The following is a 20,513-nucleotide window of genomic DNA, read 5'->3' on the forward strand; positions in this document are numbered from 1 at the left end:
ATCTTCGAAAGGTTAGATCCATGAGAGAAGCAGTCATAGTCTCGACCGCGCGCACGCCGATCGGCAAGGCCTACCGCGGTGCATTCAACGACACTCAGGCCCAGGAGCTTGCCGGACATGCGATCAAGCATGCCGTTGAGCGGGCAGGTCTGGAAGGCGGTGAGGTCGAGGACGTCGTCTTCGGCGCCGCGCTCCAGCAGGGCAGCCAGAGCACGAACGTGGCCCGCCAGGCAGCGTTGCGCGCGGGTCTGCCCGTGACGGTCCCGGGGATGTCGATCGATCGGCAGTGCTCGTCGGGTCTGATGGGCATCGCCACTGCTGCGAAGCAGGTGCTCTTCGATGGTCAGGAGATCGTCGTGGGCGGTGGCGTGGAATCGGTGTCGTTGGTCCAGAACGACAAGATGAACATGTTCAGGGCGAAGGATCCGTGGCTCGAAGAGAATGTTCCCGGCATCTACTACCCGATGCTGGCCACCGCCGAGGTGGTTGCTGAGCGCTACGGCGTCAGCCGTGAAGCTCAGGACGAGTATTCGCTGTCCTCGCAGCAGCGCACTGCTGCCGGTCAGGAAGCCGGCCGTTTCGACGAAGAGATCGTGCCTCTGCCGACGACGAAAGTCGTTGTCGATAAGGAGACGAAGGAGACTTCGCGACAGGAGGTCCTCCTCACAGCCGACGAGGGCAATCGTCCTTCGACGACGCTGGAGAGCCTGGCCGGTCTCAATCCGGTGCTCGAACCCGGTGTGGCATCGAAGGTTCCGAGTATCACGGCCGGAAACGCCTCTCAGCTCTCCGATGGTGCTTCAGCCTCGGTGGTCATGTCCAGCGAGGAGGCAAGTCGGCGCGGACTCGAGCCGATGGGTATCTACCGCGGTATGGCTGTGGCCGGTTGCGCGCCGGACGAAATGGGCATCGGCCCGGTCTTCGCGATCCCGAAGCTGCTGAAGACGCACGGTCTGTCTATCGATGACATCGATCTGTGGGAGCTCAACGAGGCATTCGCTGTGCAGGCGCTGTATTGCCGCGATCGTCTCGGCATCGACCCGGAGAAGTACAACGTCGATGGCGGCGGCATCTCCGTCGGTCACCCCTATGGCATGACGGGTGCCCGTCTCGTCGGGCACGCTCTCATCGAGGGACGTCGTCGCGGCGCCAAGTACGTCGTCGTCACGATGTGCATCGGCGGCGGCCAGGGTGCAGCCGGACTGTTCGAAGTCTGCTGATCTCGTACGACGTTTCATCCGCCGAGGTGCTCGAACCTTGGGCCGCTGAGGAGCTGATGCTCCCAAGTGGTGAAGTCCCTGTGCGCTGGTGGCCCGAGGTGTTGTTGTGCTGATGCAATGGCCGTTCGCTGCGCGGACTCGCTGATGTGACGATGGTTCGCTGCCCGGACTTCCTGATGTGACAGCGGTCCGCCGCACCGATGATGCGCTGATGTATTGAAAGGTTGACGCGCTGGAGGGCTGAGAGTCTGAAGCGTCGACTGTTTGAGGGACTGACAAGCCGGTGGCATCTGGATTGAGATTGATCCAGATGCCACCGGCTTGTGTCGTACGGACTCGTGGCCGTGTATCAGAACGGCGGTGGTTCTCCGGAGTCCCAGAACCAGTCGCGGAGAACGGCGGACTCGTCGCCGGACTCGCTTCCCGCCCTACGTTCGGTCGGGGACTCACTTCCCCTCCGACGTTCGGCAGGATCGGTTGGGGCAGAAGGTTGGAAGCTCGTAATGGAGTGGGGATCGGCTTCTCTCCATCCGGGCTGTCCGTCGGCGGCAGCCGGCTCGGGGCAAGCCGATGCCCTCCGCCGTTCACCGGGGGTCGGCAGAGAACCGCAATCGGGCGAAGGCAATGGCTTCTCGTGCGACGACGATGACTTGTCGTGCGCTGACGATGACTTCTCGTTGGACGACGGCGACTTCCCGCCGGGAGCTGGCTGCTTCTCCTGATCGGGTGGCTTGTTCGTTCGGGGCATGCCGCGGCCGAAGCGTTCGAGGAACAGGCGCGCGTGCTCAACGTTGAGGGGATTGTCTGGAACGACGACTTCAACGGTGGCGCCCCGACGGAACACATATTCCAGATGACCGGGTTCGGTCATCCTGACGTCGTACTTTCCGTCGGTCTTCTGCTGGTGGTGGACCTTGCACAGGCAGTGGAGATTCCCGAACCGGGTGAGTCCTCCCTGACTCGGATCAGAGTGGTTGAAGGGGTCGATGTGGTCGATCTCTGTTGTCTCGGCGGGCCGAGTGCATCCGGGGAACGTGCAGGTCACGAACTGTGCGACCAGTGTTCTTCGAATGCTGTTGGGGATTGCGTAAGTCGTCGCCTTCGCGTCGACGGGAGTGCCGGTCGCCGGGTCGGTGAGCAGGCGAGTCCAGGTGGTGGAGTACCCGGCGACCCTGCGTGCCATATCGGCAGGGATCGGGGATCCGTCCGGCAGTGTTCCAGCGAGATTGCACACCTCGTCCGAAGTCAATGGTGCGTCGGAGGGCGGTAGCTCGAATGTTGGTGATGAGTCGGTCGGCGGTGGGTCGAATGTTGATGGTGCGCCGGTGGGTGGTGGCTCGGATACAGGTGGTGCGCCCTCGGGCGGTGGCTCGGACGTTGGTGGTGCTCCTGAGGGTGGGGGAGCAGCGGCCTCGCCGGCGTGAGCATCGACGTGGTCTCCGTCGCATTGCTCTTGGAGCTGGCTGAGCAGGGTCAGCATGGGCACGGTGATGAAGGTCCGTGCCTGATTCGACAGCCAGTACTCGTTCGTCGGCATGTCCAGGAGGAACTCGAAGCTGATTCGACGGGCTCCTTCGTGACGGATCGGCAGTCCGAACGCGTCGGGAGAACCGACGACTGCTTCGCCTGTGTCTTCGCCAGCGGGTCGTGCCCCGCTGGCGCGTGATCCGATGAGGGAAGCGAGAGCGCCGGTCAGTTCCTCTCCGACGGGATTGTTGGCCGCTGGGCCGGTGCTGTCGCTCGGGGTGGTGCGGCTGCTGAGAATGGCTTCGAGGAGCTGTGACTCAAAGGCACGATGGGCTGGGGTGATCTGTGAAAGGTCGGCGGTCTCTGGCCGACTCGCGACGGGGTCATCCTGGGCTCTGGCGGACTCCGCCTGTGTCTGGTGGGAGTATCCGTTGGCGTCCATGTCATCGAAGACGCGCTCGATGAGGTCGAGCAGAGACTCGCCCTCACGCAGAGGGACGCCGTCGATCCCGGAGAGGAGCCCGTCGAGTGGGAAGTCCGTATTCGTCGACTTGCCGTCAACCCCGTTGGTGCTGATGATGCGCAGCTTCATCTGCGGTCTCGTCCGGGTGAGGATGTCGAACATGAGCGCCGAGATCGATCGGTCCTCATCGAAGCAGTCTCCGTCCTTCAGCTGGCCGGAGAAGGCACTCGTGTTGCTCTTATAGACGGCACGCGCGAATGCATCCAGTCTCCGGTAGCAGGCCTGGAGTTCGGGCGCGGGCCCGGTCAGGGTGAGGTAGGCGGTTCCGTCGTCACCGGCGGAATAGTCGACGCGACGGCGCAGGGCGACGCTTTCGAGGGTGTCGTCGGGCGGCTGGGTTGCCGCAATCTTGAGTGCGAGTGAACGCTTGAACGTCTCGATCGTGATATCGGCGCGCCGCCTGGCCAGAAAGTTGTCGATCGCGGGGAAATGCTCGAAATGGAGATCGCGGCACGCGCGGGTCACACAGTCGACGTGTTCGATGGTGAAATCGCCGTCGAGGCAGCGGCGCAGGAACTTCGGCAGTCCGTGCGCAAATGTCATCGCCGAGGTCATATGGCGAAGCGAATTGCTCGTCGTGGCTCCGAGCAGGCTGGAGTACACGCCGGCCTCCGTCATCTCGATGTTGCCGCGCAGCCACGTGAAGAACGTGAGCTTCGGGTCGAAGCCGGGGAAGTCGGGCAGGGGTTCGGGGCTGTCGAGCAGCTGTTGAGCCAACATGCGCACACGACGCAGGTGCCGGCCCGCGGCGCGGTTCTTCTTCCGTCCTCGTCCTGTGCCGAACTTCGTGCCGGTCTCCGCTTCGACCTGAGCCAATGCCGTCGTCCAGGCGAGAGTCTCAGCGGCCGTGAGCTGACCCGTGAACGAGCGCCGGCCGGCGTCGGCGGAAGGCGCCGACGCACGGGAGCGTTCCGCCGCAACCGATGGGGACGCTGATGGAGACGAAGACTCCTCGACGGCTGGTGCGCTCGCCTCCTCGCCGGTCGGGGAGCCACCGCCTGCAAGGGCCCTGTTGCCGTGAGCATCCTCCGCGGCGCTTTCCGCGCAGCCAGCGGATGTCCCGGGCACGGCACCGCAGTGGCGTGTGACGGTCTCCGTGAAAGGGGCGAACTCGTAGACAGAGTCAGGCTTTCCTGCCTTGAGGCCGAGGACATAGGCCACGTCTTGGACGACCGCTCGGCTGGTGGCGATGAGGGAATTGAACTGAGCGAGACTGCTTTCGGTGTAGGCACGGAGCAAGTCAATGAGGTCGCTGTCTTCGGCGATCTCGAGCCGACGACCATGCGTCCGGCGGTGCTCAGCCAGGAGTTGAGCGTCCGCGTCGGCAGGGGGAGCAGCAGGCAGGATCGATGTCGAGCTGTCGTTGTTGCCGATGGTCTTCATCGGTGCTGCCTCTCTCCACGTCTCTGTGGAAGTCGAGCGTCGGGAAAGTCCCTACCTCAATTATACGATCAGGAGATAGAGATGAATATTACTATCTGATTACAAATAGAACAGCCAGTCACAAACAGTCCGTCCAAATAGCTTGACTGCAAATCCATTCATCTCTCCGTTGTTTGTCATCCCACAGTATCGTTCGCCACTGACACGAGATTCCGAGCAGGCTCTGCGCTCGGTCCGACGGCTGCCCGGTCAGTGTCCCCGACCCTGCGTCCACCCGACCTGCATTCCCGACACAGCGGTCACTCCACTGCTCACTTGGGCTCTCGGCGAGGGCGATTCGTTAGAATCGACCTGTGGCAGCGATCGACAAGAACATTCTCCGTTTGGCCCTCCCCGCACTCGGAGCCCTGATCGCCGAACCGATTTTTCTGCTCACGGACACGGCTATGGTCGGCCACCTCGGCGCGGGTGCTTTGGGATCACTGGCGATTGCCTCGACGATTCTGCAGACGGTCCTCGGTCTGATGATCTTCCTCGCCTATGCCACGACCCCGCGCGTCGCCAAACGGATGGGATCGGGGGACCGGGCGGGAGCGATCACGGCCGGCTTCGACGGAATCTGGCTCGCCCTGTGCACTTCGGTGCTGCTCATCATCATCGGACTGCCCCTGTTGGACACCGCGATCGCAGCTTTCGATCCGGGGCCGGCGATCACCTCGGGGGCGCATTCCTACCTGGCGATCTCCTGGTGGGGTCTGCCGTTCATGCTCACCGTCATCGCCGCCACCGGACTCCTGCGCGGGCTGCAGGACACGAAGACCCCGCTGATCGTCGCGGCCGTCGGATGTGTGGCGAACATCGGCCTCAACGCGCTGTTCATCTACGGGCTCGATATGGGTGTGGCGGGTTCTGCGATGGGCACAGTCATCGCGCAGGCCGGGATGTGCACCGTCTACATCGTCATCTCCGTGCGTGCGGCCAAGCGTCTCCACGCCACCGTTCGCCCCGACTGGTCGGGCGTGTTCACCTCGGCGAAGACCTCCGGCTGGCTGCTCGTCCGCAACATCTCGCTGCGTGCCGCACTCATCATCCTCGTGTTCATCGCCACATCGATGGGCACCACGGAACTCGCCGCGATCCAGGTCGCCCAGAGCATCTTCTTCGCTCTCGCTCTCGCCCTCGATTCGCTTGCCATCGCAGGCCAGGCGATGATCGGGCTCGAGCTGGGGGCGAGGAACGCCGAGGCAGTCGCCGCGATCAACCGGCGACTGTGCCTGTGGGGAATCGTCTTCGGCCTCGTCGTCGGCGTCATCCTGTTCGCCGGCTCCGGCATCATCCCGCGGGCCTTCGCCTCTGACGCCGAGGTGGTCACCGAACTGACCGCACTGCTGCCGGTGCTGGCGGTGAGCATGCCGATCGCCGGGTACGTCTTCGTCCTCGACGGCGTTCTCATGGGAGCCGAGGACGCGCGCTACCTCGCTCTGGCACAATTGGTCGCTGTGGTCGGGTATGCGATCCTGCTCGTTCCGATCGTCGCACTGTGGCCGGGCGCGCCGGGACTCTGGGCCGCATTCTGCATCGGATTCGTCGGCCTGCGCGCCGTGACCTTGGGTTGGCGAGTCCGCAACCGGGCGTGGATCGATCGCGCCGTTGAGAAAGGAATCTCATGACCGCTGGGAAGAACGAAGCTCAGGACCCGCAGACCACCCCCGCCGAGGCTGGGTCCTCCTGGCTGCGCGGACGGATCCGTCCGCTGCCGGCTGGGGCCGACGACGAAATCTTCCTGCCCTTCCTCGACCTGTGCTTCAACTGGTCCATGGACCAGCCGCGCATCGAGATCGACGAGCTCCGCTACCGCAGCGACGCCGTCTTCTACTACCGCGATTGGGGACGCGACGGTGACATCGCCGTGGCCGCCCACGCCGAGGCGGACACCGACTCGCCGATCGTCGGGCTCGCTTGGGTGCGCTTGGCCGATATCGCCGACGTCGTCGGCAAGGTCGACGAACGTGTGGGCGGGGACTTCGCGGCGGCTCTGGGGAAATCCGGCGCCGAGGTGGTCCCCAGCGAGATCGTGACCGACGCAGCGGGAGAAGCTGAGAGTACGGCCGGTGCGGGTGAGGCTGAGGGCACAGGGGCTGCCGACGGTGCGGGTGAGGCTGACGGTGCGGGCGAGGCTGACGGTGGAAGCGTGGAGGACGAGACCGCTGACACCGCCGCCGCGGAAGCAGAGGGGGAAGGTGCCGAGACGGCGTCCGCCGATCTGACACCGGCCGACGATGCTGCGCCCTTCACCGGGTACGGCTGGGTCGCCGCTGACATCCCCGAGCTCTCCGTCGCAGTCCTCCCCGAATACCAAGGGCAGGGGATCGGCGGCGCCCTCGTCGACACCGTGTGTGCGCTCGTGCGGATGAGCGGATACCCCGCAGTGAGCCTCGCCGTCGAAGACGGCAACGGCGCAGCGAAGCTCTACACCGACCGGGGCTTCGTCTCGGTCGGTCGGAATGGGGGCTCCGACGTCCTCGTCCGACGACTCAAGACGGACTGACCCTACACGTCGGGCCCGGAGCGTGGTCCCGACGTGTCAGACAGTCGCGTGCGAGTCTGACCGCCAACATCACTCACGGCCTCACAGTCTCACAGTCTCACTGCCTCGCTTCCTGGCTGCCTCACCGCCCCACGGCCTTACTGCTTCACGGTCTCGCTACCTCACAGCTTCACGGCCTCACTGCTTCACTGTGTACGGGCGGGGGAGTCCGTGATAGATGTGAAGGATCGGCTGCACACGGCCGACCAGTTGGTTTTCAATGATGAGGAGCACGCCCATGGTCACAGTTCTGTCCCACGCCACGGTCTTCGACGGCACCCGATTCCTGCCCGGCACCCGGGACGTCGTCCTCGACGGAGGGCGGGTCGCCTCGGTGACGGAGGGCGGCCAGGGATCGCACAACGCCTCAGATGACTTCGTCGACTGCACGGGCCAGACGATCATCCCGGGAATCATCGACTGCCACGTCCACTTGACGAGCTCGGGGGCGGCCTCGTCCTCGAACTTCCACGATCCGTTCTCGCTGCAGTTCTACAACTCCGTCGCCCATATGGAGTCCACGCTCAAGGGCGGGGTGACCACGGTCCGCGACGCCGGCGGCACCGACCTCGGGGCGAAAGTCGCCGTGGAGACAGGCGTGGTGCGTGGGCCGCGGCTGACGATCGCGGTCAACATCATGTCCCAGACCGGCGGCCACGGAGACTTCCACCTCGTCTCCGGAACCGAATCGCCGTTTCTCGGCCCCCACCCCGGCCGACCCTCCGGCGTCGCCGACGGGCTCGAAGGCGTGCAGAAGAAGACGCGCGAACTGCTGCGGGCAGGTGCCGACCACATCAAGATCTGTTCCACCGGTGGGGTGCTCTCGCCGCGGGACGATCCTCGCCACTCTCAGTTCACCGAAGCCGAGATCGCAGTCATCGTCGCCGAGGCGGCCGCCCAAGGCGCCCATGTCATGTCCCATGCCCAGGGCGCGCCGGGAATCAAGTCCGCCGTGCGTGCGGGTGTCCGATCGATCGAACACGGAATCTACCTCGACGACGAAGCCATCGACCTCATGCTCGAACACGGCACCTACCTCGTCCCGACCCTGCAGGCCCCGCAGGCAGTGATCAAGGCCGCCGAGGCGGGGGCGAGCCTGCCCACCACCGTCGTCGACAAAGCCCACCGTGTCGTCGAAACGCACCAGAACTCGATCGCCCGCGCCCATGAGGCCGGGGCGCCGATCGCGCTGGGCACCGACGCCGGAGTCGGCCCACACGGGCAGAACCTCGAAGAGATCAGCCTGCTCGCCGAGGTGGGACTCTCGACCGTCGAAGCCCTCTGCGCCGGGACCTCGGTGGCGGCTCGTGTGCTCGACGATGATCGGGTGGGTCACCTCGGCGAAGGCGGGCTGGCCGATCTCGTCGTCGTGGAGGGGGATCTGCGCACGGACGATGTCCGCGGGATCGAGAGCCGGGTCAATGCCGTCTACCTCGAAGGCGTGCTCGTCTGAACCGTGGTCGACTGTCTGCCCGGCGGTCCGGTGCTGGGTGAGCGGGCACTGAGCGGTCTGGGGCTTGTCGGTCCAGCGGCCTCGACGCGTGAGATCGGTCTCCACCGATCGTCTGGTGAGGGGAACCTAACTTAACAGGGGTATGATGGGTGGAGCCGAATCGTCGATGCCGAGCAGGAGGAACGCGCCCACCGATGAACCCCCTCGACTGGTCATTCCCGATCGCCGTCACCTGGCTGATCATGTTCGGCATCATCATCTGCCGTGCCGGCGGCACCTTCCTGCTCGGGCGTCTGGCACGCACCGGAATCCGCAAGATCGAACGCGTCGACAAGATCATGTCCGGATCGAAGTACCGGAAGGCCGAAGGCATGATCGAACGCTTCGGCGCTCCGGTGATCGCGGTGAGCTTCCTCATGATCGGTGTGCAGACCGTGCTCAACCTCGCAGCGGGGACGACGGGAATGAGCTACCGGCGGTACCTTCCGGCGCTCGCCGTCGGCGGAGCGATGTGGGCGACGATCTACTCGACGGTCGGACTCATCGGCTTCAAAGCGCTTGCCGCCGGATATCAGGCAGCTCCCGGCCTCACCGTCGGGCTCGCCGTGTGCTTCGCCCTGGCCATCATTGGTCTGGTCATCGGACTGAAGAAGCCGACCGAACCCACCGAGGCGGCCGCCGGAACCCGCTCGGACGCGGGGCCGAACCCGTCGAATACCGAACCCACCGGCGCCTGAGCCCCCGTGCCGGGTTGCGCACCGGCGTGTGGGCACCCTCAGTGACGTGTCGGTCTGACGCAGTCAGAGTGGGCACCCTCAGCGCGGAGTAGTGCACTGACGCTGTCACAGTGGGCCCCCTCGGTGATGTGTCGGACTGACACGGTCAGAGTGGGCTGCCTCGGTGAAGCTGTCGTGTACTTACCCGGTTACGGTGGGCCGCCTCGGCGAGGTGCGCGTGTCCGGCAATCGCCGTGGTGAGCGGCCTCGGGAGGTTTCCGTCCACCTGGCAAGTCGAGGATGGAACCTGTCTCGTGGTTCAGTAGAGTGGTGCTCTGTCAGCGTCGACAGGACGAGAGCGCTCGTCGACAGTAAGAGAAGGAGGGTCCGCGGATGGTCGTGGCCTGGTGGAGCATCATTCCGTTCGTTCTGCTGCTCGGGTGCATCGCGGTGCTCCCCTTGATCCCGGCTACTGAGAAGATCTGGGATCGCAACCTCGTCAAACTCATCGTCGCGCTCGTCCTCGGCGTGCCGATCGCGGTCTGGTTCCTCATCGGCGGAGAGGCGACCACCGTCATCGATGCGCTCCTCGAATATTTCCAGTTCATCGTGCTCATCGGCAGTCTGTTCGTCGCTTCGGGCGGAATCTTCCTCGTCGGCGACATCAAAGCGACGCCGAGGAACAACACGATCTTCCTCGCCGTCGGTGGTGTGCTCGCCTCCTTCATCGGCACCACGGGTGCGGCGATGCTGCTCATCCGACCGATCCTCAACACGAACCAGGACCGCAGACACCGGACCCACACGGTCATCTATACGATCTTCATCGTCGCGAACTGCGGCGGTCTGCTCACGCCGCTGGGCGATCCGCCGCTGTTCCTCGGCATGCTGCGCGGTGTGCCGTTCGAATGGACCTTCGGACTGTGGCCGTACTGGCTGTTCGTCAACGTCTTGCTGCTCATCAGCTACTTCGCCCTCGACACGAAGATGTATGCGCGAGAGCCGGAGGAGGCTCTGGCGAAGGACGCCGAGTACGTGACCAAACTCGGTCTGCGCGGGGCCAGCGGTCTGATCTTCCTGGCGATCATCATCCTCGCCGTCGCCTTCATCCCCTCGGTCGACATGCACGCGGTCGAAACCGGGCACGCGACGTTCGCCGACTATGTGCCCTGGCGCGAGCTCGTCATGCTCGGCTCGGCGGTCACGTCGTTCCTCGTCGGCGACCGGGGCGCAAGATTCAACCTCAACAAGTTCACCTGGACGCCGATCCTCGAAGTCGGTGCCCTCTTCATCGGCATCTTCCTCACGATGATGCCGGCGCTGCAGTACCTCAGCCAGGTCGCGCACAAGATACCGCTCAACGAGATCTCGCTGTTCGTCTTCACCGGCGGGCTGTCCTCGGTGCTCGACAATGCGCCGACCTATGTCACCTTCTTCGAGATGGCCTCTCAGGTTCCCGGCGAACCGCAGGTCGCCGGCGTCGCCGAGACCCTGCTCATCGCGGTCTCCCTCGGCGCAGTCATGGGCGGAGCCGTGACCTACATCGGCAATGGACCGAACTTCATGGTCAAGTCCGTGGCCGACTCTGCGAATGTGGCCATGCCGAGCTTCGGCGGCTACGTCTGGTGGTCGCTGCGCCGCCTCGTGCCGATCCTCGCTTCGATGGTGCTCATCTTCATGACGGACGGCATCTGGCTGCCTCTGCTGGGCGTGCTCCTCGGACTGCTCATCCTCGGGCAGGCCGGACGCGACCTGCGCGGGGCGAAGGTCTCCTCCGGCTCATGAGCCTCGGCGAGGTGAGGCAGGTGCGTCGATTGGCGGGTCCGGTGTGCCGGTAGGCGGCGGGCACGGACCCGGTCCGCGGGCAGCCGCCGGCGTCGGCCTCTACTTCGCTGGGAACGGGGCCGTCTTCGCCGGGCTTCTGACCTGGTATCCGCTCCTCGTCGAACGGCTGGGACTGAGCTCCTGGCAGTTCGGACTCGTCGTCGCCTGCTTCGCGGTGGGCTCGCTGCTGTCCTCAGCGCTGCCGGCCGCGCTCATCGCCCGCTTCGGAGCTCACCGGGTCGTGATCGGCGGGACGGTGTTCCTCGGTGCGGCCGCTGCCGCGACCGCGTGGTCGGTCAACGGCGTGATGATGGCACTGTGCCTGTTGCTGCTGGGCTGCTGTGACGCGATCGTCGATGTTGCCCAGAACGTCGTCGGCATCGCTGTGCAGGAGAAGCTCGAACGCACGATCCTGTCCTCGATGCACGCGCTGTGGAGCCTCGGCGGACTGCTCAGCGGCGCCGCCGCCACGGCCGCGGCGAGCTCGGGCGCGGACATGCGGGCGTGGTTGGCGGTCGTCGCCCTCATCGCGGTGGTCCTCACAATGATCGGACGCCGGCTCATCCGCGACGCCGCGTCGCCTCGGCGAGTGATCGATTCGGATGCCGACGGACCCGTGGGCGATGATTCGCGGGAAGACTCCGGTGCGCGAGATGCTGCCAGGGGCGAAGCCGGCAGGGGAAAGGAGTCGGACGGGTCGTCGGAGGAATCGTGGTCGGAGGCGTCGTCACGGGCCGGCCGATCGAAGCGCGCGGTCCTTCTCGCAGCATTGCCGTTGGCGATCGTCGCGATCTGCGGGGCCGCGGTGGAAGACATCGCGAACAACTGGGCGGGACTGGCCGCCGTCGAGTTCGCGAACGTTCCGGCCGCCTCGGCGGGTATCGCCTTCAGCATCGTCATCGGCAGCCAGTGCCTCGGCCGGTTCAGCGGGGACGTCCTGGTGACGCGGTTCGGTGCCGGACGGATTGCCCGGATCGGCGGCGGACTCATCGGCATCGGCGGGATCGGCGCAGTGTTCGCGCAGGAGCCGGTCATGCTGCTCATCGGGATGGTACTGCTCGGCTACGGTTCGGCGACGCTCGTGCCCGGCGCCCTCGGGGCGGCTGCACGGTTGCCCGGTGTAGGACGGGCCGGGGGAGTGACGTTGGTGAACTGGCTGATGCGTGTCGGCTACCTCGGCACGAGTCCGCTGGTCGGCGTCATCGCCACCGAGGCAGGACTGCGCTGGGGCCTCGGGCTGCTCGTCCTCGTCGGCGTGCTCACCGTCGTCTTCGCCCGCAGGCTCGACGTACCCGGGGCCGGCCGAAACTGAGCTTCGACCTCGACCGCACAGGCCACACGATTCGCGGCAGGATCGACCGGTTGGCTGCGCCCGCCTGCCGTGCCGACCAGGTTTGGTGCGCCCGTCTGTCACATTTCGTACATCCCATCGGGTTCGAAACTGATGAGGTGTACGAAAAGTGGTGGGTGAGAAGCGCGGAGTCGAATAAAGCTGCTTTGCGACAGATTGGATGCCGCAGAAAGCCAGGAGACGGGCGGGAAAAGAAAAAATGTGCCGCGTCATCGAGTGAACGATGCCGCGACACATTCGAGCGTCGGGCTAGCGGGATTTGAACCCACGACCTCTTCACCCCCAGTGAAGCGCGCTACCAAGCTGCGCCATAGCCCGTTACCGTACTCCCTCGTGGGCAACGAGAACCAGCTTATACCGATCAGGGGCCAACTGCCAAAACCACGTTCCGTGACCTTCGAAAAGCAGGTATCATCCCAGGTGGATACCGAAGAACCAGGGGCTGGCGTCGCCAGTTTCGGTGACTCGGTAACATTTCCGTTTCGTGATTGTTATGAAAGTGGACCAGGCGGCTATGCTTGGTACACCGACAAACTAGAGGAGTCGACATGGCAGATCTGGATTATCCAGTGTCTTTGCGGTACTCGCGCGACCATGAGTGGATTGCGACTACGGAGGACAATGCGGTTGTCCGTGTGGGTATCACTGATTTCGCACAGGAGCAGCTGGGCGATGTCGTCTATGTCGATCTGCCTGCCGTCGGTGATTCGATCGCTGCTGGTGAGTCCTGCGGCGAAGTCGAAAGCACGAAGAGCGTCTCAGACCTCATCTCCCCAGTTTCCGGGACCGTCACCGAGGTCAACGAGTCGCTCGACGACTCACCGGAGATCGTCAATTCATCGCCCTTCGAAGACGGGTGGATGTACCTTGTCGAACTCAGCGAACCTGAGCAGGTCGAATCGCTGATGGACAGCGAGCAATACAAAGAGCTCATTCAGAGCGAGGAGGCATAATGTCGCAGAATAACGATCAGAATCGTCCGACCCCCTCGCAGCCCTGGTACGACAACGGTCAGGTGCCGCAGTCGAAGAAGTTTCCGTTCGGCGCCGGCAGCGGCGACGACTCGGCGACCCGCGTGAATCAGCAGGTCGACCCGAACGGTCAGCCGAACACCCCTCCCTTCGGGCAGCAGCCTGCCGACGGCGCCCCGCAGGCACCGCAGTACGGCAACGGCCAGCAGGCCGGCAATGGTCAGCAGTACGCCGGCACCCCACAAGGTGGTCAGCAGTACGGGGGCACTCCACAGGCCAGCCAGCAGTACAGCAACGGACAACAGCAGTACGGCGGCACTCCACAAAGCGGTCAGAACTTCGGCGGCACCCCGCAGGGTGGCCAGAACTATGGCAACGCCCAGAACTTCGGGGCCTCCCAGCCGGCCAACCAGCCCTATGCGAACAACGGCCAGGGCAGTCAGGGACAGCCGCAGTATCAGCCGCCGCAGAACCAGTATCCTCAGCAGGGCTATGGACAGCCGCAGTCCGGCCAGCCGCAGGGTAGCCAGCCCCAGGGGAGCCAGGGCCAGCAGCAATACGGTTACAACGGCGCCGGTCAGTACGATCCCAGCCAGCCGCAGGGCAACCAGCCCCAACCGGGCAACCAGCCCCAACCTGGCAATTACGGCCAGCCGCAGTCCGGCCAACCCCAATCGGGCCAACCGCAGTCTGGCCAGCCTCAGGGGGCTCCGGCCGGAGGACAACGCGACCAGATGAGCGATTCGGGCAGCCAGCAGTTCCAGGGCATCCTCGATCCGCATACCGGTGAGATCCACCCGGTGCCCGACCTCGAAGGTCTGCAGGACGCCGATGCTCTCCTCGTCGTCGTGTCGGGACCGGACTCGGGCTCACAGATTCTGCTCGACACCGATGTGGTGACCGTGGGACGCAGTCCGAACGCGGACATCTTCCTCGATGACGTCACCGTCTCGCGTAAGCATGCCGAGTTCATCCGGACTCCCAGCGGCTTCACACTGCGGGACACCGGTTCGCTCAACGGTACGTATGTGGGCCGGCAACTCATCGACTCCATCGAACTGCAGAACGGAGCCGATGTGCAGATCGGTAAGTTCCGAATGATCTTCCAGCAGCGTCCGCGCTCCTGACCGGGGGATAATGTCAAAAGTTGAAGTCGAGGTTGTCGGCGTCCGCATCGAAATGCCCGCCAATCAACCGATCCTCCTGCTCAAAGCCAGCGAGCCCGCGTACTATCTGCCGATCTGGGTCGGTGCGATCGAGGCCAATGCTCTGTCGATCGCGCAACGGGGTCTGACTCCGCCGCGTCCGATGGCGCATGCTCTGCTGCTCGACGTGCTCACCAAGTACGAGGCAGAGCTGACAGACGTCACGATCACCGGCAAAGACGGTCAGATCTTCCTGGCGGAACTGCACACGAATGACGGGAAGTCGATCTCCGCACGTCCCTCGGACGCGGTGACACTGGCGTTGACCGCCGATTGCCCCGTCTACGTCGAATCCCAATTGCTTGAAGAATCCGGAATCGAAGCCCCCGAAGCCGATGAAGAGGAAGTCGCACAGTTCAGAGACTTCCTCGACAACGTTTCGGCCGAGGACTTCGAAACCGGCTCCGAAAACCCATGAAAGTGAAACATTGAGCCTCCACACCGATCCGGTCCTGTCCAACAGAGAAATCGCCGCTGCCGGCAATGACAATCTGCGCGGTCTCGATGACTGGCGCGAAATGGATCCGAAGCAGCAGCCGACCTATCTCGACAGTGCCGCGCTCGACGAGGTGCTCACAGACCTGCGCACCTCTCCTCCGCTCGTCTTCGCCGGAGAAGCCGATGTGCTCAAGCAGCGTATCGCCGCGGCTTCGCGTGGGGAGGCTTTCGTCCTCGCCGGCGGCGACTGCGCCGAATCCTTCGACGGAGCCCAAGCGGACAAGATCCGAGCCCGGGTCCAGACTGTGCTGCAGATGGCAGCCGTGCTCACCTATGGCGGATCGATGCCCGTGGTGAAGATCGGACGCATGGCCGGCCAGTTCGCGAAGCCCCGCTCAGCGGATATGGAGACCCGAGATGGAGTGACCCTGCCGTCGTTCCGCGGCGACATCGTCAACGGCTACGAATTCACCGAAGAATCCCGACGCCACGACCCGGAACGACTGCTCAAGGCCTACCACGTGTCCGCGTCGACGCTGAACCTCATTCGCGCCTTCACGCAGGGCGGATTCGCCGACCTGCGGTTCGTCCACGATTGGAATCGGGGATTCCTCGCCTCGAATCCCGGCTACCAGCGCTACGAGCAGACGGCCGCCGAGATCGACCGCGCCATTCGCTTCATGGATGCCTGCGGAGCCGACTTCGACGCGCTCAAGACCACCGAGTTCTATGCCGCCCACGAGGCGCTCCTCCTCGAATACGAACGCGCGCTGACTCGCATCGACTCCCGGACGGGCGAAGCCTACGACGTATCCGGGCACTTCCTGTGGATCGGCGAACGCACTCGTGAGGTCGACGGCGCACACGTCGACTTCCTGTCCAAGGTCCGCAACCCCATCGGCGTCAAGCTCGGCCCCACGGCCACGGCCGATGATGCTCTGGCCCTGGCCGAGAAGCTCGACCCGGATGCCGAGCCCGGTCGTCTGACCTTCGTCACTCGCATGGGTGCCGGTCAGATCGGCGAATCACTGCCCGCGCTGCTCGCCGGAATCGGTGACCAGCTGCCGCACGTGACCTGGGTGTGCGATCCGATGCACGGGAACACCATCACCTCGAACACGGGGTACAAGACTCGTCGCTTCGAGGACGTCATGGCCGAGGTCGAAGGCTTCTTCAATGCGCACCGCGATGCGGGCACGATCCCCGGCGGACTGCACATCGAGCTCACAGGCGACGACGTCACCGAGATCATGGGCGGCGCCACCGAGATCGATGACGAAGGTCTTCGCCGCCGCTACGAAACCCTCGTCGATCCGCGGCTCAATCACGATCAGTCGCTCGAGATGGCCTTCCAGGTCGCCGAATACCTCACTCGCAGACACTGATCGATCCGTTCCGGTCGAAGAGTGACAATGCCGGTGGCCCCGCAGATCATCTGCGGGGCCACCGGCATTCTGCTGAGGTGATCGGGAGCCCGATGCCGAGACCAGAGCTGCACGGTTCGATCCGAGCGAGTCCGACAGAGGCTGCCCGATCAGACTCGTCGCGCCGGCTCTACTTGTCCTTCGAGCTGTCCTTCTTGTCGTCTTTGGACTTCTCGTCCTTCTTCTCGTCCTTTTTGTCGTCCTTGGACTCTTCCTTCTTCTCCTTGCCCTTGGAGACACGGACGATGATGAGCGTGTTCGCAGGCTTCGACTCGGTGCTCTTCGGGAACTGCGACACGACCTTGCCCTTGGGCACGTCATCGGAGAACACTTCGTCCTTGCCGACACGGAAGCCGCGCTTGGCCAAGGTGGCATAGGCGGCGTCGAAGGTCAGTCCCTCGACATTGGGCACCGGGATCGGAGCAACGCCCTTGGAGATGACCAGATCGATCTTCTCGCCCTTCGACAGCTTCTTCCCGGGCTTCTGCGACGCAGAGATGACGGCATCCTTCGCGACCGTGTCGCTGTACTTCTCCTCGACCTTGCCGACCGTGAGCTTCGCCTTCTTCAGCGCCGCCTCGGCGTCGGAGCGGCTCAGGCCCTCCAGCTTGGGAACGGCGAACATCTCCTCGCCCTTGGACACAACGACCGTGACGGACGAGTCCGGTGCGAGCTCGGAGCCGCTGACGGGCTCGGTGCCGATGACGACCCCGGCGGGCACGGTGTCGTCGAAGACTTCCTTCGGCTCGGCCTTGAGATCGTTGTCCTCCAACTGCGAGGTGACTTCGTCCACCTGCTTGCCAGCCAGCTGACCGGGCACGATCGACGTCGGTTCCGGAAGGTTCGCGATGACCAGCCATGCCACGAGCGCGAGCACCGCGACGACGGCGACGAGCGCGGTGAGCACGCGACGACGGCGGCGACGGCCGGGGGACGCCGCGGTCGCGGCGGTTCCCGCGGATGCTGCGACTGCGGCACCGCTCGCAGCACCGCCGGAGGCGCCTGTCGCAGCACTGCCTGCAGCAGGCGCTGCGGCAGGCGACCGATCGTCGTCTGCTCGGGACTGTTCGTCTTCGTGCGTCTCGTCTTCGGAGGCCTCGTCTGCGTGCGTTTCGTCCCCGGAGCCGGACGCGACTGCGGCGGTGACGCCGCCGATGCCGGCTGCCGCAGACGCGATTCCGACCCCGGCCGCCTCGGCGCCGGTGTCGTTCTCGTCCTCATCCTCACCCTCGAGATACGGGATCTCGTCGGTGCGGGAGCGCTTCTCCTTCGGGACCTCCTCGCCGAGGTCGATGCTGGCGGTAAGCACGGGGGAGTGTTCGCCGGCGGCGACCTCCGGATCGCCGAGATCGAGTTCGGCCTCGCTCATCTCCGCTCGCGCCTCGGCCAGAGCCAGACGGAACTGAGCGGCATCGGCGGGACGATCCTCGGGGTCCTTCGACGTCGCCCACAGCACGAGCGCATCCAAGCGGGGGCTCAGACGCGGCACGACCTCCGAGGGCGGCGGCACCGTGTCGTGGACATGACGGTACGCGACCTGGATCGGCACGTCGTCGGTGTAAGGCTGAGCGCCGGTGAGCATCTCGTAGAACATGATGCCGACCGTGTACAGGTCGGTGCGGGAGTCGGCTCCGGCACGCGTGACGAGCTCAGGGGCGACATAGCCGACGGTGCCGATGAGCGTCTTCGTCGTCGTCGCCGTCGTCACCGCCCGGGCCAGACCGAAGTCGGCGAGTTTGACCTGACCGTCGGTGCCCAACAGCACATTGTCGGGTTTGAGATCACGGTGGATGATGCCGGTCGAATGCACAGCCTCGAGGGCGGCGAGGATCGCGTCGAGGACGACGATGGCCTGCCGGGGTGTGAACGTGCCGCGGTGCTTGAGTTCACGGCGCAGCGTCACCGAGGGCAGATACTCCATGACGAGGTAGACGATGTCGCCGTCGCGGGCCTGATCGTGGATGGCCACGAGGTTCGGGTGGGTGAGCCGACCGGCGTTGATGGCCTCACGGCGGAAGCGTTCGACGAACGTCTCATCGGAGATGAGGTGCTCGTGCATGACCTTGATCGCGATTTCGCGGTCGAGGCGCAGATCGGTGCCGCGGTAGACCATCGCCATGCCGCCGCGGGCGACCTTGGCGTCGATGCGGTAACGGTCGTTGAGGACCGTGCCGATGAGGGGATCTCGGCGGGCGGTCACAGAGCCTCCTGCATTCTCTGACGCTGCATCTGCACGGTGCGCACGAAGGCCTTCGTCTCCGCGAGCAGCCCGTCGGCGCGGACGGAGCGCAGATCCTGGTAGTAGCCGGCCAAGGCTTCGTTCTCGGATTCGGCGGTTTCGATGAGCCAGCCGAGGATGACGGTGCCGGCGACGATGTTGTCTTCGATGTCGAGCAGATCGAGTCCGCGCCCGACGATGTCACTGGCCCAACGGCCCGAACGCGGTGTGACCTGCATGATGCCGATGGCGTTGCCGGCCGAGACCGTCGTGTGCTGGAAACCGGACTCCTGAGCGGCGACGGCCAGCATGAGCGCAGGATCGGCACCGAGTTCCTCGGCGATCGAGGCGACGATGAGCCTCGCCTGCGCCGGCGCAGGATGGCGACGGTGCAGCAGGGTGTACTTGTTCAGTCGCGCCGCCCGCAGAACCGCCGGGCGGATGCCCTGCACCTGCGCACTGGCCGCGACACGGGGGATGTCCTGCGGGGGTTCGGGAGCGGTGCGGCGCGGACGAGCCGTCGAGGGCCGCAGCAGTAGCAGTTCGCCGACCTTGAGGTAGGAGTCATCGCCCATGGCATTGGCACGGCGCAGGGTCGCCGGGGAGATCCCGTGCCGTGCGGCGATGCCCTGCAGGGTCTCGCCGGGGGCGACGACGTGCGAAGGATCGTCATCGGGCAGATCGTTCTTCTCCGGCAGGGACAGCACCTGGCCCTGGTGGAGGTTCTGCCGCGGGGAGATGCGGTTGAGTTCGGCCAGAGCCGGCACCGAGACGCCGTGCTTGCTCGCGACACCGTAGAGGGTGTCGCCCTGCTTGCATTTGTAGGTGCGTCCGCCGTGGGTGACCGGAACGGTCGCACCGGCCGTACCGGAGATCCATTGCGGACCCATCGTCGGGGCGGGATTCCCTGAGGCCGGGCCCGTGTCGGTCGAATCCGCTGTGGTCGAATCGGCGTTCGAGTTCGCGGAACTCGCCGAGGCGGTCCCCGCCTCTTCGTCGGAGGCGGAATCTTCGTTGCCGGTGGGGTGAGGCAGGTCGGCAGCAGTACCCGCTTCGCCGGTGGGATCTGCCGGGGCGGCCGGGTCGTCGTCGGCGGGCTGGGCGGAGGGGGCAGCCTCGGCAGGGGAGTCGTTTTCGGGGTCGACGCGTTCGGCTCCTGGGATCGGCCCGGTCGAATTCACCTTCGAGGCGGCACGGATGTCAGGAGCTGCGGTGATGGGCACCTGCTGATGCCGTCGCGGTCGTGTCATCTGTCACCTATTGACTGTTGAATGGGGAAGCTACGGTCCCCAGCCTAACGAGTGGCCGCCGCCGACCCGAGCATTCGGCTCCGCATGGCGGGGTGTTTCTGCCGAATATTGCTACGCTTGGGCACGTGAATACCGAAGAACTCGTCCAGGACTGGGCCCCGCTGCCCGACATCGCAGAACTCACCGGACTCGGCATCTCCCAGGTGCGCCGCTTGCTCGAAGACGGCGCCATCTGCGGAATCAAAATCGGCAAGCCGAAGGTGCTGCAGGTTCCGCTGGCCTTCTTCATCGACGGTGAGGTGGTCAAATCGCTCAAGGGCACTCTGAACACCCTGGCCGACGCCGGATTCGACGACGAAGAAGCCATCGTGTGGCTCTTCACCCCGGACGATTCCCTGCCCGGTCGTCCCATCGACCTGCTGCGCGTGGGCAACCGCAAGGAAGTGCGCCGCCGCGCCCAGGCCCTCGCCTTCTGAAGAGCCC

The 20,513-nt window shown here is 65.0% G+C and carries 15 protein-coding genes and 1 tRNA gene; 12 read left to right on the plus strand and 4 right to left on the minus strand.

Annotation, left to right across the window (positions count from 1 at the left end):
- The first annotated feature begins 20 nt into the window (after positions 1–20).
- Positions 21–1,220, plus strand: a complete 1,200-nt coding sequence (locus tag ACSE4D_RS16035) for an acetyl-CoA C-acyltransferase (protein WP_135542009.1) — start codon at positions 21–23, stop codon at positions 1,218–1,220.
- A 349-nt stretch (positions 1,221–1,569) separates the two neighbouring features.
- On the opposite strand, the gene ACSE4D_RS16040 is transcribed toward ACSE4D_RS16035, so the two are convergent.
- On the minus strand, positions 1,570–4,593 hold the full coding sequence (locus tag ACSE4D_RS16040; protein WP_436326273.1) for a hypothetical protein: 3,024 nt from the start codon (positions 4,591–4,593) through the stop codon (positions 1,570–1,572).
- A gap of 353 nt (positions 4,594–4,946) precedes the next feature.
- On the opposite strand from ACSE4D_RS16040, the gene ACSE4D_RS16045 reads away from it, so the two are divergent.
- The 6 genes from ACSE4D_RS16045 to ACSE4D_RS16070 all read left to right on the plus strand — a co-directional run bounded on the left by ACSE4D_RS16045 (position 4,947) and on the right by ACSE4D_RS16070 (position 12,485).
- On the plus strand, positions 4,947–6,263 hold the full coding sequence (locus ACSE4D_RS16045; protein ID WP_135542007.1) for an MATE family efflux transporter: 1,317 nt from the start codon (positions 4,947–4,949) through the stop codon (positions 6,261–6,263).
- Positions 6,260–7,141, plus strand: coding sequence for a GNAT family N-acetyltransferase (locus ACSE4D_RS16050; protein ID WP_240690049.1), 882 nt, complete (start codon positions 6,260–6,262; stop codon positions 7,139–7,141). The genes ACSE4D_RS16045 and ACSE4D_RS16050 overlap by 4 nt, the downstream gene beginning before the upstream one ends.
- 277 nt (positions 7,142–7,418) lie before the next feature.
- A complete protein-coding gene (locus ACSE4D_RS16055; protein WP_135542006.1) occupies positions 7,419–8,633 on the plus strand; it encodes a metal-dependent hydrolase family protein in 1,215 nt (404 codons plus the stop codon).
- Between the two features lie 194 nt (positions 8,634–8,827).
- Positions 8,828–9,370, plus strand: coding sequence for a DedA family protein (locus ACSE4D_RS16060; RefSeq protein ID WP_135542004.1), 543 nt, complete (start codon positions 8,828–8,830; stop codon positions 9,368–9,370).
- A 372-nt stretch (positions 9,371–9,742) separates the two neighbouring features.
- A complete protein-coding gene (locus ACSE4D_RS16065) occupies positions 9,743–11,134 on the plus strand; it encodes a sodium:proton antiporter (RefSeq protein WP_135542002.1) in 1,392 nt (463 codons plus the stop codon).
- Positions 11,135–11,177: 43 nt separating this feature from the next.
- Entirely contained in the window at positions 11,178–12,485 is a 1,308-nt protein-coding gene (locus ACSE4D_RS16070; RefSeq protein WP_135542000.1) for an MFS transporter, read from the plus strand.
- Between the two features lie 283 nt (positions 12,486–12,768).
- On the opposite strand, the gene ACSE4D_RS16075 is transcribed toward ACSE4D_RS16070, so the two are convergent.
- Positions 12,769–12,842: transfer RNA gene (locus tag ACSE4D_RS16075), tRNA-Pro, on the minus strand.
- Positions 12,843–13,072: 230 nt separating this feature from the next.
- On the opposite strand from ACSE4D_RS16075, the gene gcvH reads away from it, so the two are divergent.
- From gcvH to ACSE4D_RS16095, 4 genes are read left to right on the plus strand one after another with little or no spacing between them, the layout of a single operon-like run.
- Positions 13,073–13,477, plus strand: a complete 405-nt coding sequence (gene gcvH / locus ACSE4D_RS16080) for a glycine cleavage system protein GcvH (protein ID WP_135541998.1) — start codon at positions 13,073–13,075, stop codon at positions 13,475–13,477.
- Complete coding sequence (locus ACSE4D_RS16085) at positions 13,477–14,622, plus strand: FHA domain-containing protein (RefSeq protein ID WP_436326274.1); 1,146 nt, start codon at positions 13,477–13,479, stop codon at positions 14,620–14,622. The genes gcvH and ACSE4D_RS16085 overlap by 1 nt, the downstream gene beginning before the upstream one ends.
- Before the next feature lie 10 nt (positions 14,623–14,632).
- Positions 14,633–15,118 carry a bifunctional nuclease family protein gene (locus tag ACSE4D_RS16090; protein ID WP_135541994.1) on the plus strand — a complete coding sequence of 162 codons (486 nt, stop codon included), beginning with the start codon at positions 14,633–14,635 and terminating at the stop codon, positions 15,116–15,118.
- A 10-nt stretch (positions 15,119–15,128) separates the two neighbouring features.
- Entirely contained in the window at positions 15,129–16,523 is a 1,395-nt protein-coding gene (locus ACSE4D_RS16095; protein ID WP_135541992.1) for a class II 3-deoxy-7-phosphoheptulonate synthase, read from the plus strand.
- Between the two features lie 169 nt (positions 16,524–16,692).
- On the opposite strand, the gene ACSE4D_RS16100 is transcribed toward ACSE4D_RS16095, so the two are convergent.
- The gene (locus tag ACSE4D_RS16100; RefSeq protein WP_135541990.1) at positions 16,693–18,762 is read right to left on the minus strand and encodes a protein kinase domain-containing protein; all 2,070 of its coding nucleotides are present in this window, start codon (positions 18,760–18,762) and stop codon (positions 16,693–16,695) included.
- Positions 18,759–20,030, minus strand: a complete 1,272-nt coding sequence (locus ACSE4D_RS16105) for a lytic transglycosylase (RefSeq protein WP_240690048.1) — start codon at positions 20,028–20,030, stop codon at positions 18,759–18,761. The genes ACSE4D_RS16100 and ACSE4D_RS16105 overlap by 4 nt, the downstream gene beginning before the upstream one ends.
- Before the next feature lie 125 nt (positions 20,031–20,155).
- On the opposite strand from ACSE4D_RS16105, the gene ACSE4D_RS16110 reads away from it, so the two are divergent.
- Entirely contained in the window at positions 20,156–20,506 is a 351-nt protein-coding gene (locus ACSE4D_RS16110; protein WP_425119620.1) for an Rv2175c family DNA-binding protein, read from the plus strand.
- Positions 20,507–20,513 lie beyond the last annotated feature (7 nt).

The sequence above is a fragment of the Brevibacterium sp. FAM 27836 genome, assembly GCF_051351055.1.
Taxonomy (GTDB): domain Bacteria; phylum Actinomycetota; class Actinomycetes; order Actinomycetales; family Brevibacteriaceae; genus Brevibacterium.

Coding starts and splice junctions, on each gene's coding strand:
- ACSE4D_RS16035 (WP_135542009.1), top strand. CDS start 21: ATGAGAGAAGCAGTCATAGTCTCGACCGCGCGCACGCCGATCGGCAAG.
- ACSE4D_RS16040 (WP_436326273.1), bottom strand. CDS start 4,593: ATGAAGACCATCGGCAACAACGACAGCTCGACATCGATCCTGCCTGCT.
- ACSE4D_RS16050 (WP_240690049.1), top strand. CDS start 6,260: ATGACCGCTGGGAAGAACGAAGCTCAGGACCCGCAGACCACCCCCGCC.
- ACSE4D_RS16055 (WP_135542006.1), top strand. CDS start 7,419: ATGGTCACAGTTCTGTCCCACGCCACGGTCTTCGACGGCACCCGATTC.
- ACSE4D_RS16060 (WP_135542004.1), top strand. CDS start 8,828: ATGAACCCCCTCGACTGGTCATTCCCGATCGCCGTCACCTGGCTGATC.
- ACSE4D_RS16065 (WP_135542002.1), top strand. CDS start 9,743: ATGGTCGTGGCCTGGTGGAGCATCATTCCGTTCGTTCTGCTGCTCGGG.
- gcvH (WP_135541998.1), top strand. CDS start 13,073: ATGGCAGATCTGGATTATCCAGTGTCTTTGCGGTACTCGCGCGACCAT.
- ACSE4D_RS16085 (WP_436326274.1), top strand. CDS start 13,477: ATGTCGCAGAATAACGATCAGAATCGTCCGACCCCCTCGCAGCCCTGG.
- ACSE4D_RS16090 (WP_135541994.1), top strand. CDS start 14,633: ATGTCAAAAGTTGAAGTCGAGGTTGTCGGCGTCCGCATCGAAATGCCC.
- ACSE4D_RS16105 (WP_240690048.1), bottom strand. CDS start 20,030: ATGACACGACCGCGACGGCATCAGCAGGTGCCCATCACCGCAGCTCCT.